Annotated in this window: 15 protein-coding genes; 5 read left to right on the top strand and 10 right to left on the bottom strand. The window is 68.7% G+C overall.

Annotated features, from left to right (window positions below):
* Positions 1-7: 7 nt before the first annotated feature.
* The 3 genes from ACE3O8_RS02555 to ACE3O8_RS02545 all read right to left on the bottom strand — a co-directional run bounded on the left by ACE3O8_RS02555 (position 8) and on the right by ACE3O8_RS02545 (position 2,974).
* Complete coding sequence (locus ACE3O8_RS02555; RefSeq protein ID WP_374386456.1) at positions 8-751, bottom strand: M48 family metallopeptidase; 744 nt, start codon at positions 749-751, stop codon at positions 8-10.
* The gene (locus tag ACE3O8_RS02550; RefSeq protein ID WP_374386454.1) at positions 748-1,551 is read right to left on the bottom strand and encodes a GNAT family N-acetyltransferase; all 804 of its coding nucleotides are present in this window, start codon (positions 1,549-1,551) and stop codon (positions 748-750) included. Before ACE3O8_RS02550 ends, ACE3O8_RS02555 begins: the two co-directional genes overlap by 4 nt.
* Before the next feature lie 109 nt (positions 1,552-1,660).
* The gene (locus ACE3O8_RS02545; protein WP_374386452.1) at positions 1,661-2,974 is read right to left on the bottom strand and encodes an MFS transporter; all 1,314 of its coding nucleotides are present in this window, start codon (positions 2,972-2,974) and stop codon (positions 1,661-1,663) included.
* Positions 2,975-3,053: 79 nt separating this feature from the next.
* On the opposite strand from ACE3O8_RS02545, the gene ACE3O8_RS02540 reads away from it, so the two are divergent.
* On the top strand, positions 3,054-4,280 hold the full coding sequence (locus ACE3O8_RS02540; RefSeq protein WP_374386450.1) for an aromatic ring-hydroxylating dioxygenase subunit alpha: 1,227 nt from the start codon (positions 3,054-3,056) through the stop codon (positions 4,278-4,280).
* A 147-nt stretch (positions 4,281-4,427) separates the two neighbouring features.
* On the opposite strand, the gene ACE3O8_RS02535 is transcribed toward ACE3O8_RS02540, so the two are convergent.
* Entirely contained in the window at positions 4,428-4,625 is a 198-nt protein-coding gene (locus tag ACE3O8_RS02535) for a YdcH family protein (protein WP_374386448.1), read from the bottom strand.
* 274 nt (positions 4,626-4,899) lie between these two features.
* Between ACE3O8_RS02535 and ACE3O8_RS02530 the strand changes: the two genes are divergently transcribed.
* Entirely contained in the window at positions 4,900-5,061 is a 162-nt protein-coding gene (locus tag ACE3O8_RS02530) for a YdcH family protein (RefSeq protein ID WP_374386446.1), read from the top strand.
* Between the two features lie 30 nt (positions 5,062-5,091).
* On the opposite strand, the gene dksA is transcribed toward ACE3O8_RS02530, so the two are convergent.
* The 4 genes from dksA to hemB form a co-directional block, all read right to left on the bottom strand.
* Entirely contained in the window at positions 5,092-5,457 is a 366-nt protein-coding gene (gene dksA / locus ACE3O8_RS02525) for an RNA polymerase-binding protein DksA (protein WP_374386515.1), read from the bottom strand.
* A 366-nt stretch (positions 5,458-5,823) separates the two neighbouring features.
* A complete protein-coding gene (locus tag ACE3O8_RS02520; protein ID WP_374386444.1) occupies positions 5,824-6,717 on the bottom strand; it encodes an NlpC/P60 family protein in 894 nt (297 codons plus the stop codon).
* Positions 6,714-8,096, bottom strand: coding sequence for a M17 family metallopeptidase (locus tag ACE3O8_RS02515; protein ID WP_374386442.1), 1,383 nt, complete (start codon positions 8,094-8,096; stop codon positions 6,714-6,716). Before ACE3O8_RS02515 ends, ACE3O8_RS02520 begins: the two co-directional genes overlap by 4 nt.
* Positions 8,093-9,088 carry a porphobilinogen synthase gene (gene hemB / locus ACE3O8_RS02510; RefSeq protein ID WP_374386440.1) on the bottom strand — a complete coding sequence of 332 codons (996 nt, stop codon included), beginning with the start codon at positions 9,086-9,088 and terminating at the stop codon, positions 8,093-8,095. The genes ACE3O8_RS02515 and hemB overlap by 4 nt, the downstream gene beginning before the upstream one ends.
* 47 nt (positions 9,089-9,135) lie before the next feature.
* On the opposite strand from hemB, the gene ACE3O8_RS02505 reads away from it, so the two are divergent.
* Both ACE3O8_RS02505 and ACE3O8_RS02500 read left to right on the top strand, forming a co-directional pair.
* Positions 9,136-9,831 carry a hypothetical protein gene (locus ACE3O8_RS02505; RefSeq protein WP_374386438.1) on the top strand — a complete coding sequence of 232 codons (696 nt, stop codon included), beginning with the start codon at positions 9,136-9,138 and terminating at the stop codon, positions 9,829-9,831.
* Positions 9,828-10,529, top strand: a complete 702-nt coding sequence (locus ACE3O8_RS02500) for an alpha/beta fold hydrolase (protein ID WP_374386436.1) — start codon at positions 9,828-9,830, stop codon at positions 10,527-10,529. The genes ACE3O8_RS02505 and ACE3O8_RS02500 overlap by 4 nt, the downstream gene beginning before the upstream one ends.
* A 24-nt stretch (positions 10,530-10,553) precedes the next feature.
* Here the strand turns inward: ACE3O8_RS02500 and ACE3O8_RS02495 are convergent, their stop codons facing one another.
* A complete protein-coding gene (locus tag ACE3O8_RS02495) occupies positions 10,554-10,937 on the bottom strand; it encodes a DUF4345 family protein (protein WP_374386434.1) in 384 nt (127 codons plus the stop codon).
* Between the two features lie 69 nt (positions 10,938-11,006).
* The gene (locus ACE3O8_RS02490; protein WP_374386432.1) at positions 11,007-11,792 is read right to left on the bottom strand and encodes a LuxR C-terminal-related transcriptional regulator; all 786 of its coding nucleotides are present in this window, start codon (positions 11,790-11,792) and stop codon (positions 11,007-11,009) included.
* 165 nt (positions 11,793-11,957) lie between these two features.
* Here ACE3O8_RS02490 and ACE3O8_RS02485 point away from each other — a divergent pair.
* Positions 11,958-12,452 (top strand): GNAT family N-acetyltransferase (locus ACE3O8_RS02485; protein WP_374386430.1); only part of this gene is annotated, 495 nt, incomplete at its 3' end.

Here is a 12,452-nt window from a genome sequence, read left to right as displayed (position 1 = left end):
GGGCGCGTCAGGTCGCGCCGTAACTCAAGAGCAGCGGGCCGTTCGCCCGCAGCCAGCCGCGCGCCGCGTCATGCGGCTCCCCCAGAAGATCGGTCGCCAGCCGCCAGAAGCGGACGCCATGGTTCATCTCCGCCAGGTGCGCCACTTCATGCGCGACGACAGACCGCCGCACATGGTCCGGGGCCAGGATTAGCCGCCAGCTATAGGCGATGCGGCCATCGGCGGCGCAACTGCCCCAGCGGCTGCGCGGATCGGCAACCCGCACCTCGCGCACCTCGCGGCCGATGCAGGCGGCAAGGGCGCGCGTTTCCCCCTCCATCAGGGTCAGCGCCTCGGCCTTCAGCCAGCGCTGCGTGCGCGCGGCGAACAGGGGGCCTTCGCCGGGCACCAGCAGCGTTTCGCCAGAACGCCGGGCTATCCGGCCGCTGCCCGGCACGAGCTGCATCTGTGCCCCGCCAACGGGGATCCGGGCGCCCGGCACGAAGGGGCGCGGCGGCGGCAAGCGGCGCAGGGCCTGCGCCTCGATCCAGCCCTGATGGCTTTCCAGGAAGGCGCGGGCATGGGCGATGCCGGCGCGCGGAGGCAGCGTCAGCCGGACGGACCGGCTGGCCGCGCATACCCGGAGAGAGAGGCGGCGCGCCCGGGGGTTCACCCGCGCCACCAGCGGCAGCGGGCCGCCCGGCAGCATCACATGATCGGGCAGCGTCTCCCGCCGGGTGGCGCCAAGCAGGGATCGGAAGGCGGCGATCAAACCGCGTCGTTGGCGGTGGCGAACCTGTCGAGATAGCGGCGCGTGATACCGCCCACGGGCATCAGCACGAACACGTCGACCGTGTTGAACTGCCTGTCCACGAACGCGCCGTCCCCAACCATCGCACCGACCCTCAGATAGCCTTTGACGAGCGGCGGCAGCGCGCGCTGCGCCGCCTTCACGTCATAGCTGCCGGCGGGCAGCAAATCCATGGGCGCATGATCCAGCGCGCGGGCGCGCAGGGCGGGCGGGGCCAGATGATGATGGACCAGATAGCTCAGTTCGGCGGCATGTTGCGCCGGATCGGTGCCATGCAGGGAGGCGCAGCCGAACATGTGGCTGATCCGGTGCTGCGCCAGATAGGTGGCGATGCCGCGCCACAACAGGCTGATGGTGGTGCTGTTGCGATGTTCGGGCGCCACGCAGCTGCGGCCCAGTTCCAGCAGCTGGCCCCCGGCAGAGGCGAGCAGCGGCGAGAGATCATATTCGCCCGCCGAATAGAAGCCGCGATGCCTCTCCGCCACCTGCTGCCGCAGCAGCCGGTAGGTGCCCACCACCTCTGGCCGGCCGTCCAGGCCATGGTCGATCACCAGCAGATGGTCGCAGACATGATCATAATCGTCGATGTCGCGCCGCGCGGCCTGCATGGCGAGCGACGGCTGCGCGCCCATCTCATCGTAGAAGATCCGGTATCGCAGCGCCTGCGCGGCGGCGATCTCCTCGTCGCTGCGCGCGATGCGCACGTCCAGCTGGCCTTGCCGGTGGATATGGGGGGCGAGCGCCAGCAGCTGCGGCGCCACGGAGGTTGTAGCAAGCGAAGGTTGCAGCATCGGGTCCTGCCTCCTGGCCGGGCCATCCGCCCGGTGAGCCGCCTCTAGCCGCTGATTATGACAATCCGGCGCGCGCCTGTCAGGCGGGAACGGCCGATTTCGGGGCGGGCGGCTCCCGCCGCATCAGAACGGCAAACAGCAGGATGCCCGGCACCGCCAGCAGTGTCGTCAGCAGGTAGAAGTTCACGAAGCCCAGCGATTCGATAAGCGCGCCGGCCGTTGTGCCCTGCACGGAGCGGCCCAGGATGGACGACATGGCCGACAGCAGTGCGAACTGGGTGGCGGTGAAGCGCAGATCACACAGCCAGCTGAGATAGGCGACGACGGCGACGCCGCCCATGCCGCTGGCGAAATTCTCGAAGCCCATCGTGGCGGCGAGCGCCCAGTTCACCGGCCCCATGGTGGCCAGCCAGGCGAACATCAGGTTGGAGACGCCCATCAGGATCAGGCACAGCATGAGCGCACGCATCATGCCCAGCTTCGCATAGACGATGCCGCCCACGAACACCCCGATCAGGAAGGCGACAAGGCCGAAGATCACATCGTAGATGGCGATGGCATCCTTGTCGAAGCCCAGATCGGCCAGCAGGATGCGCAACGAAAGATTGGCCAGCGTGTCGCCGATCTTGTGGATCAGCACGAACAGCAGCACCAGAATGGCGTTCGGGCGGGTCATGAAATCGGCGAGCGGGGCGATGAACGTGGATCGTACCCGCTTCAGGAAGGGTTCGGGCCCCTCCTTCGCCAGCACGTCGGTGCGGCGGACGGGCTCGCCCAGCAGGAAGCCCGCGATAACGGCGGGGACCGCGAAGAAGGCGGCCGCCAGATAGGCGATGTCCCAGCCGGCCCGATTGGCGACGAACAGGGCAATGGCGCCCGCACCATTCGAACCCAGCCGCCAGCCATACTGGCTCATGCCCGATCCCGCCCCCAGCTGCTCGGGCTTCAGGCTGTCGATGCGGAAGGCATCGATGATGATGTCGAACGTCGCGCCGAAGAAGGCGACCGTCAGCGCCGCGATCACCATCAGCCGGATATCCGCCACGGGATCGACCCGCCCCATCCAGATGATGGCGGCGATGGTGCAGGCCGCGATCACGTACAGCCAGGCACGGCGCTGCCCCACGGCGGCGGCAAGGCCCGGAATCCGGATGCGGTCGATGAAGGGCGCCCACAGGAACTTGAAATTATAGAGCAGGAAGGTGAGCGCGAACGCCGTCACGGTCTTCTTGTCGATGCCGGATTCCGCCAGCCGCGTCGTCAGCGTGGAGGCGATCATGGCAAAGGGCGCGCCCGAGGAAATCCCCAGCAGCAGGGCGCCCAGCGGTTCCTTTTCCAGATAGGGGCGGATGGCGCCGCCCCAATCGCGGCCCTTGCGTTCAGTGTCTGTCATGCGGGGCCTTGTCTGCCCGCTTTCCCGTGCAAATGAAACAGGATTGCGAGGTTTGGCGCAGGGGCGCACAATCGCCTTCATGAACGCGCCATTCGAACCCCGGCGCCGCACGCCGACGGCGGCGCAGATCGCGCTTGCGGCCCAGTGCCGGGATGGCGGCGGCCCCCGGCAGTTCATCCGGTCCCGCGTGCCGGCCTCCGTCTATCTATGCCCCGATCGCTTTGCGGCCGAGCAGGCGCGGATGTTCAGCGCGCTTCCGCTGGTGATCGGCCCGTCCGCCATGCTGCCGGATCCCGGCACGCTGATGACGCACGATGGCTTCGGCGCGCCGCTGATCCTGATGCGCGACAGGCAGGGGGCCCTGCGCATCTTCCTGAACGCCTGCCGGCATCGCGGCACCCGCCTGATCGACGCGCCGGATCCGGTGAAGGAACCGCTGCTCGTCTGCCCCTATCACGCCTGGGCCTATGCGCTGGATGGCCGGCTGAAGGGCCTGCCCCGGCCGGAAACCTTCCCCGGGCTGGACAAGGGCACGATGGGGCTTGTGCCGGTGCCCGCGACGGAAGCCGGCGGGCTGATCTGGGCCGCGCTCGGAATTCGCGGCCCGAAAATGGACTCCGCCGCGCCCGGAATTCGCGGCCCGGAAAAGAACTCCGCGTCGCAGCGTGCGGAAACCGCCGATTTTGCACTCGCCGAAGGCCCGCTGGCCGCCGATTTCGATGCGCTGGGGCTGGGGGACATGCACCTCTATGCCCGCCGAACGCACCGGGTCGCGTCCAACTGGAAGCTCATCATGGATGCGTTTCTGGAAAGCTATCATGTGCAGCGGCTGCATCAGGACACGATCGCGAAATTCTTCGAGGACGGTGTCACCTCGGGCGATACGGTGGGGCCGCACATGCGGTCTGCGGTTGCGCGCGTGGGCGGGCTGGACGGGGTTGACCTTGCTGACTGGCCGGCGCTGCGCCGCATCGTCACCTATGCCTATCAGCTGTTCCCCGGCACCGTGCTGGTGGCAAGCCCGGATTATGTGAACCTGATGGTGCTGATGCCGCAGGCGGTGGGCGAAACGCTGGTCGAGGATTTCATGCTGATCCCCGAACGGCCGCAGACGGACAAGGCCGAAGATCACTGGCGCCGCAGCTGGGAGCTGCTGGACGGCCGGGTGTTCGGCGTGGAGGATTTCGGCGCCGCCGAAGCCGGGCAGAAGGGCCTGGAATCGGGCGCCATCGAAGCGCTGGAACTGGGCGGGCTGGAACAGGGCATCCGCGCCTTCCACGAAACGGTCGAGGCCGCGCTGGGATAGGCGCAGATGCGCGTTGTTCGGCGTCTGAGGGGCTAAACCAACCCCGGCGGCAAGGCCGCCGCAAGCGCGACTGCGCGCCGCGCCTTATGGCGCGAAGCCAAGGCGGGCGGATGCCCGCCGCCCGGCGTCTGAGGGGCTAAGAAAAAATCAGGCGATGATATCCGGGATCAGCAGGTCCTGGATCAGGGACATCTCGTCCTTCAGTCGCAGCTTGCGCTTCTTCAGTCGCGCGATCTGCAGCATGTCGGCGGTGGCAGAGCGGGCGAGCGCGTCGATCGCCGCATCCAGGTCGCGGTGCTCCTGCGCCAGCGTATTCAGCCTCGCCTTCAGCTCCGCCTCGTCCATCGCCGCTCCTGAAACCTGCTGTCCGCGCCCGGATCGCTTCCGGATTTGGCCGCTCGGCGGGGTTCCGTCAACGCCGTTGCCGAGTCGGCGCAGCGATTGCGAAGCCGTGCGCCGGGGCCTGCCCACATCTGGGGCCCCGCCTCGGAACTGTCACACCATATCCTGCAATCGCGGGCTGCGGCGAATGGCCCGTTCACAGCCGCGCCAAGCCATGTTCTACTGATTGTCCGGCCCGGATGGTTCGGGCCGGACGGACAGCGAAAGGACATGCAATATGGCCAGTGCGCATCTCGAAGCCCTGAACGCCCGCCACGCCCAGATTGACGGGATGATTGCGGCCGAGATGACCCGTCCGCTTCCTGATCCCGCGCGGATCAGCAGCCTGAAACGGCAGAAACTGAAACTGAAGGAGGAAATCCAGCGGCAGCCCAACTAGAGGCCACCCCCGGCGGATCAGCCCGCCGGGTCAGTCGTCGCGGCTCACCCGCTCCTCGCGCTCGTGGCGCTCCTGCGCCTCGAGCGTCATGGTGGCGATGGGCCGCGCTTCCAGCCGCTGCAGCGAGATCGGCTCTCCAGTGATCTCGCAATAGCCATAGTCGCCGCTGTCGATCCGGCGCAGCGCCGCGTCGATCTTGGAAATCAGCTTGCGCTGCCTGTCCCGCGTGCGGAGCTCCAGCGCCCAGTCCGTCTCGGACGAGGCGCGGTCGGTCTGGTCAGGCTCCTGGATGGGGCCTTCCTTCAGCGTATCCAGCGTCGCCTTGGCTTCGGCTGAGATATCCGCCTTCCATTTCAGCAGCTTGGCCCGGAAATAGGCAAGCTGCCTTTCGTTCATGAAAGGCTCTTCATCGGTCGGGCGGTAATCCTTGGGGATTTCCAGCCGCTCAAGCTCCGCGATCAGGCCGTCATGCCCGAAAATATCCGCTTCGCCATGCTTCGATTGCACATCCGACACGCCCGCAACCTCCTCAACGCCCGCAGCCCATCCGTCTGCCCTCCCCAGGGCACCTGACCGCACAGCTTCGACGGCTGCCTTTTCGTTTGCGGTCACCCGAACACTCCGGGTCGAATGGTCATCGGCCGTACTCCCCGGTCGTGTCGTGCCGCGCCTTACTCCAGCCATTTGGGGCGGGCAAGGCGAAGCGCCTCATTTGCGACGAAAATTCATGATGCTGTTGCGCAATTGAATCAGCTGCCCGTGTCAGGGCCTGCGCACGCGCGGTTCGGCGGGGCCGGTGCCGCCGGCCGCGCGCGCCACCACGTCCGCCAGCGGCTCGATCCGGCAGGCCATCCAGTGGGCGTTGGCATGCAGCAGCATGCCGCCATCCAGCAGAATGCCGATATGGCCCGGCCACCAGGCGATGTCGCCGCGCCGGGCGGCGTCAAGCGGCACATCCTCGTCTAGGTCGGCGAACTGCATGTCGCTGTCGCGGCGGCAGGCATGGCCCGCCACCTGCCGGGAAAGCTGGATCAAGCCGGAACAGTCGATCCCGGCGCGGCTGCGCCCGCCCCAGCGATAGGGCGCGCCCAAGAACGACAGCGCCACTTCCACCCAGTCCAGGGACGTGTCTCCGCCCCCGGGCAGCAGGTGGCGGCGGTGCAGGAAACAGCCCCGGTGCGCGCCGTCCGTCAGCGTCACGAACCGCTCGTCATGATCCTGCCAGCCCGTCCGCGCGCCCAGCGGCAGAGTCGCGGCGACTTCGGCCTTCACCGACGGCGCGCGGAACAGCAGCGCATCCCCCGGCCCGATCATCCCCTGCGGGCCGACATCGGCGGGCGCCAGCGCATCGAGCGGCACATGGCCCACATAATGATCGGCAATCGAAAAGCCCCAGGCATGGCCGTGGCCCGAATCCAGCACCGCGAATTGCTCGCCCGGCAGCAGCTCGCTCACCGCTGCGGAACTGCTGCTGTCCGCGCTCAGCATCGGCACCTGCCGCAGCACCCGGTGCGGCACCGGCCGGGCATAGTGCGGAACCGCCACCTGCCCCGCCAGCGCGATGTCTGCCAGATCCTCGCGCCAGGCGTTCACGCGCCGGTCCAGCGGCCCCAGCGGCTCGGCGATGCGCGGGCCGGAAATCCTCGACATGATCATTTGAAACGCTCTTCCAGATGCCCCAGCGCGGCGAACAGGGACAGCGCCGCCCCGCCCTTGGGCCGGCCGGGGCGGGGGGTGCCGTTCCAGGCATAGGTGTCCACATGCGCCCAGGGGGTGCCCTTCGGCACGAACTGCTCCAGGAACAGCCCGCCCACGATCGCGCCGGCGAAGCCGCTTTCGGCATTGTTGTTGAGGTCCGCGATGTCGGACCGGAACAGGCGGGCATAGGCCGGCCACAGGGGCAGCCGCCACAGCGGATCGCCGCCGGCCGCGCCTGCGGCCATCAGCCCATCCGCCAGCGCATCGTCGTTGGCGAACAGCGCGGGCAGGTCCGGCCCCAGCGCCACGCGGGCCGCGCCCGTCAGCGTGGCGAAATCGAGGATCAGCGCGGGCGCGCTTTCCGCCGCGAACGCCAGCGCGTCGGCCAGCACCAGCCGCCCCTCGGCATCGGTGTTGCCTACCTCCACCGTCAGCCCCTTGCGGGTGGAGAGTATGTCGCCGGGGCGCATCGCATCGCCCGAAACGGCATTGTCCACGGCCGCCACCACCAGCTTCACGCGCACGCGCAGCCGCCGGGCGATCACCAGCCGCGCCAGCGCGATGGCATGGGCCGCGCCGCCCATGTCCTTCTTCATCAGCGCCATGCTGTTTCCGGGCTTCAGGTTCAGCCCGCCCGTATCAAAGCACACGCCCTTGCCGACGATCGCGACCAGCGGATGCGCCGGATCGCCCCAGTCCATGGAAAGGATGCGCGGCTTGCGCGGAGAGGCGCGGCCGACCGCATGGATGGCCGGGAAGCGCTGCTCGATCAGCGCCTCGCCCATCACGGACATGGCCTTTCCGCCCACGCTGTCGGCCAGCGCACGGATCGCCACTTCCACTTCGGCCGGCCCCATGTCCTCGGCGGGGGTGTCGATCATGTCCCTCAGGTCGGCGGCGGCCTCTGCATCGGCGACCGCGGGGCCGATCGCGGCCGGGTCGGCCACCAGCAACTGCCGCGGCCCGCGCCCGTCATCGGCCTTGCGATAGCGGCCGAAGCGGTGCTGGACCATCAGCCAGCCGTGCAGCGCCTGCGCCGGCACCGGGCCCGACAGGCGGTAGCGTCCTTCCGGCAGGTGGTTCGCGGCGGCCGCCAGCGTCCATCGCCCGGCCTCTGCGGCATCGCCCAGCCCCACCGCCAGCGACCAGTCCGTTCCGCTGCCGGGCAGGAACACGGCGGTATCCGCGCGCCCCCGGAAGCCGGCGGCGGCGACGGCGGTGCGGCCCAGTCCGGACAAGGTCTTCAGGAAATCCTCCAGCGCCGATTCGCTGACGAGGTGAATGGTCTGCGCCTCCGCGCCCTGGTCGACAGCCAGCAGCCGGTCGAAGTCGGTCATCCGTTCAGCAGCCGCGCGGCATCGGGGGCATGATAGGTCAGCACGCCGGACGCGCCGGCGCGGCGGAAGGCCATCAGGATTTCCAGCATCACCCGGTCGCGGTCCAGCATGCCTGCGGCAGCGGCGGCCTCCACCATCGCATATTCGCCGGACACGCAATAGGCGAACACCGGCACGTCGAAGCGTTCCGAAACGCGGCGCACGATGTCCAGATAGGGAAGGCCGGGCTTCACCATCACCGAATCCGCGCCTTCCGCGATGTCCAGCGCCACTTCGCGCAGCGCCTCGCGGGCGTTGGCCGGGTCCATCTGGTAACCCTTCTTGTCGCCCTTCAGATAGCCGCCGGCGCCCACCGCATCGCGGAACGGGCCATAGAAGCCAGAGGCATATTTGGCCGAATAGGCCATGATCTGCACATCGGTATGGCCGTCGGCTTCCAACGCGCGGCGGATCGCGGCCACGCGGCCGTCCATCATGTCGGACGGGGCCACGATGTCCGCCCCGGCGCGCGCCTGGTTCAGCGCCTGGCCCACCAGCATCTCGACCGTCTGGTCGTTCAGCACATGGCCGCCTTCGTCCACCAGCCCGTCGTGGCCGTGGCTGGTATAGGGGTCCAGCGCAACGTCCGTCAGCAGGCCGACAGCGGCGCCCGACTCGCGCATGGCCCGAAGCGCGCGGCACACCAGATTGTCGGGGTTCAGCGCCTCTTCCCCGCGCTGGGAGCGCCGGTCCGGCTGGGTATATGGGAACAGCGCGATGGCCGGGATGCCCAGCGCCTCTGCCTCTTTCGCCAGCGCGGGCAGCCTGTCCACCGAATGGCGGAACACGCCGGGCATGGTGGCGATGGGTTCGGCGACATCCACGCCGTCGCGCACGAAGACAGGCCAGATCAGGTCCGCCGGCGTCACATTCGTTTCGGCCACCATCGCGCGGGACCAGGGCTGCCGCCGCAGCCGCCGCATTCGGGTTCCCGGATACTCTCCAATGCTCATCAATCCGGCGTGTAGCGCCTGCCTCCGCCATGCGCTAGCCATCCGCTATGGCCCTGTTCCCGGCAGACGAGCTGGAAGCCCTGCTGATCCTGAAGGCGCGCAACGGCGAATCGATCAGCTATGGCGATGTGTTCCGCTGGTTCGGCCTGCCGTTCGTGCGCTTTCAGGTCGGCCAGCTGTGCGCCGCGCTGGAAGAGGTGGACAGCCGCCAGCGCGCGCAGGATCGCCCCGTCCTCGCCAGCCTCGTCGTCCGCCAGTCGGATGGCCTGCCCGGCCAGGGCTGGTGGCTTTCGAAGGACCATGACGGGTGGGAAGGGCCCTTCACCGGCCCCCGGGCCGCCCGCTTCGTGAAGCGGCACCAGCAACGCTGCTTCGACCATTGGCAGGATCCGCCCCCACCAAAGCGAAAAGCCAGAATTCCCGGCCCCGCAGGGGCCGCAAGCGCGACCGCGCGCCCGCAGCGAAGCGGAGGATCAGACAAGACCGGCCCCGCAGGGGCCGCAAGCGCGACCGCGCGCCCGAAGCGAAGCGGAGGATCAGGCAAGACCGGCCCCGCAGGGGCCGCAAGCGCGACCGCGCGCCCGGAGCGAAGCGGAGGAGAAGAGACAAAACCCCTCCCCGCAGGGGCCGCAAGCGCGACTGCGCGCCCGCAGCGAAGCGAAGGATCAGGCAAGACCGGCCCCACGGGGGCCGCAAGCGCGACTGCGCGCCCGCAGCGAAGCGAAGGAGAAACCAAGAAATGACCCAATATGTCCTCGTTCATGGCGCCTGGCATGGCGGCTGGTGCTGGCGGCATGTGGCCGACGGGCTCAGGGATCATGGGCACCGGGTCTTTACGCCCACGCTGACGGGGCTGGGGGAACGGGCGCATCTGCTGAACCCCGAAACGGGCGTCGGCACCCATCGGGCCGACATCCTAGCCGTCCTCGATTGCGAGGAACTGACCGACGTGGTGCTGGTGGGCCACAGCTATGGCGCACGGCCCACGGCGCTGGCGTGCGACCATCCGGCGGTGCGCCAGTGGGTGTCGCTCGATGGCGTGCCCGTCAGCCCCGGCGGCACCCTGTTCGATGGCGCGCCGCCAGACGTGATTGCTGCGGCGCGGTCGGCTGCCGTCGATGTCGGCGCAAAGGCCATGCTGCCGCTTCCGGCAGAGGTGGTCGGCGTGCCGGCTGATCATCCCGGCCATGCCTGGGTGAACCGGCGGCAGACGCCGATGCCCTGGCGCTGCCTTTCGGAACCGCAGCCGGCGCTGCCGGCCCGATTCGAGGGATTGCCGAAGGCCTATGTTCTGGCGCTGGGCAATACGCTCGCCGGCCCGTCGCAGGGCGCGGCGGAAGCCCGCGAAAAGGGCTGGCCGATGCCCGCGATCGACAGCGGGCATGACCTGATGGTGACAGCGCCGGACGAAACCGTCGCGGCGCTGCTCGCCTTCGCCTAGGTCAGGGCCGGGTGGCCCCGCGCCTCATGATGCGGCGCGGGCGAAGGCGCGCTGGCCCAGCAGCAGGATGGCGATCATCACCGCTTCGGAGATCATCGGCGGCCAGGCCATCGGGCCTGCGCCGTCCAGCACCAGGCTGACGGTGCGGCCGAACAGCGCCACCGCCAGCAGCAGGATCGGCACCTTCAGGGGCGACGGATCCACCCGCCAGGCGCCCAGCAGCGCGAATAGCCCGCCCACCAGGAAGAAGGCGGTGAAATCGGCCCGCACCGTGGCGAGGCCCTGGCTGCCCACCGGCGTCAGCGCGAAGTTGGCGGCCATCTCGGCCGGGTGGATCAGGAACACCAGCCCCATGCCGGCAAGGAACAGGCCCACAAGGCCCACGATCAGGCGCATCACGAAAGTCATTGTCATCCTCCCTGCCGGTCAGCCTAGCAGGCGCGGGCGGTTATTCCAGCCCGCGGGGTGCCGAAACCGTCAGGCGGCGTAGCCCAGGTATCCCAGCTGCGCCGCCTTGAAGATGGTCTGGCTGCGATTGACCGCGTCCAGCTTCTCGCCCGCATTCTGGATATGGAAGCGCACCGTCGCATGGCTGCGGCCAAGGATCATGGAGATTTCCTTGTCCGTCTTGCCGATGGAGGCCCAGCGCAGGCATTCCACCTCGCGCTTGGTCAGCTGGCAATCGGCGGGCAGCCACTGCCGCGTGCGCAGCGCCTTCACGCAGCCGGCGATGAAGCGGTGCGACAGAAGGTAAAGCTCGTCGGCATGGGCTTCATATTCGGCGGACAGGTCGGTCCGCTCCGGATCGGCCACGCCATAGCTTGCCAGGCCGATCTGGCCGAAGGGCAGATGCACCGGGATCCCGATGGTCGCCTTGCACAGCGCCCGCTTCTCGAAGTTGGAAAGATCGATCGCTTCCAGATAGCGGTTGGGCTGCCGGGTGCGGAAGCCATCCGCGTTCACCCAGAAGGGCTCCGATTCATAGCGGCAGGCGCGCGGCACCGGCGACGACAGCGCAAGGCGCGTATCCGCCCACCAGCGCTCGTCCGGGGCGTTCCAGCCGAACACCTCGGCGGCCAGGATGCCGCCATCCTCGTCCATCAGCGGATTCTTGCTGGCGATGTTGTCCGCCAGCGCCACCCTCAGGTTCGCCCGTTCCCAGGCGATGTCCCTGAGCGCTTCCGCGGCCGTGCGGATGTCCTTGACCGAGGTGACATTCACCCGGGCCAGATCATCCTTCAGGCTGGCGCTCCTCTCGCCCATTCCTGTCTCCCCAATCGCGACCTCATATGCCTGCCAGATGGTGTCTCCTTCACCATTCGCCAAGCACCCCCGGGCAGGGCTTGAGATTTCAGTCGCCGCCTGCTTACGCAGCAACCGCGAGATTGCAAGGGGTGCCGCAGCGGCACCCCGCGCGGGAGACCGGATGTGAGCGCAACCATGGCCGCCCTGCCGCCGGCCCTTCCGCTGCTGGCGAAGGGCGATGTCCGGCTGGAGCCGCTGGCTGATGCGCATGCCGAAGCCCTTCGCGCCGCCGCTGCCGAGGATCTGGCGATCTGGGAGATCTACAGCTATTCCCTGCTGGGCGACGGCTTTGACCGCTGGTGGGGCAATGCCGTCTCGGGCCGCACCGGCTGGCGCTATTGGGCGATCCTGTGGCGGGGCCGGCTGGTGGGCTGCACCGGCGTCTGGCCGGAAGACCGCACGCCCGGTGTCGCGGAGGTGGGCGGAACCTTTCTCAGGCCGGATGCGCGCGGCACCCTGGTGAACCGCGTCGCCAAATGGCTGGTGCTGGGCTTCCTGTTCGATTGCGGGTTCCACCGGGTGGAGTTCCGCATCGACGACCGCAACAAGCGGTCACAGGCGGCGGTGGAAAAGCTGGGCGCCCGGCGCGACGGTCTCCTGCGCCACCACAAGATCACC

Origin of the sequence: Sandaracinobacter sp. (assembly GCF_041909755.1) — a bacterium.
Taxonomy (GTDB): Bacteria; Pseudomonadota; Alphaproteobacteria; order Sphingomonadales; family Sphingomonadaceae; genus Sandaracinobacteroides.
Note: the sequence above shows the minus strand (reverse complement) of the source record. Positions and strands in the feature narration are given on the sequence as shown.

Coding starts and splice junctions, on each gene's coding strand:
- ACE3O8_RS02545 (WP_374386452.1), bottom strand. CDS start 2,974: ATGACAGACACTGAACGCAAGGGCCGCGATTGGGGCGGCGCCATCCGC.
- ACE3O8_RS02540 (WP_374386450.1), top strand. CDS start 3,054: ATGAACGCGCCATTCGAACCCCGGCGCCGCACGCCGACGGCGGCGCAG.
- ACE3O8_RS02535 (WP_374386448.1), bottom strand. CDS start 4,625: ATGGACGAGGCGGAGCTGAAGGCGAGGCTGAATACGCTGGCGCAGGAG.
- ACE3O8_RS02530 (WP_374386446.1), top strand. CDS start 4,900: ATGGCCAGTGCGCATCTCGAAGCCCTGAACGCCCGCCACGCCCAGATT.
- dksA (WP_374386515.1), bottom strand. CDS start 5,457: ATGAACGAAAGGCAGCTTGCCTATTTCCGGGCCAAGCTGCTGAAATGG.
- ACE3O8_RS02520 (WP_374386444.1), bottom strand. CDS start 6,717: ATGATCATGTCGAGGATTTCCGGCCCGCGCATCGCCGAGCCGCTGGGG.
- ACE3O8_RS02515 (WP_374386442.1), bottom strand. CDS start 8,096: ATGACCGACTTCGACCGGCTGCTGGCTGTCGACCAGGGCGCGGAGGCG.
- hemB (WP_374386440.1), bottom strand. CDS start 9,088: ATGAGCATTGGAGAGTATCCGGGAACCCGAATGCGGCGGCTGCGGCGG.
- ACE3O8_RS02505 (WP_374386438.1), top strand. CDS start 9,136: ATGGCCCTGTTCCCGGCAGACGAGCTGGAAGCCCTGCTGATCCTGAAG.
- ACE3O8_RS02500 (WP_374386436.1), top strand. CDS start 9,828: ATGACCCAATATGTCCTCGTTCATGGCGCCTGGCATGGCGGCTGGTGC.
- ACE3O8_RS02495 (WP_374386434.1), bottom strand. CDS start 10,937: ATGACTTTCGTGATGCGCCTGATCGTGGGCCTTGTGGGCCTGTTCCTT.
- ACE3O8_RS02490 (WP_374386432.1), bottom strand. CDS start 11,792: ATGGGCGAGAGGAGCGCCAGCCTGAAGGATGATCTGGCCCGGGTGAAT.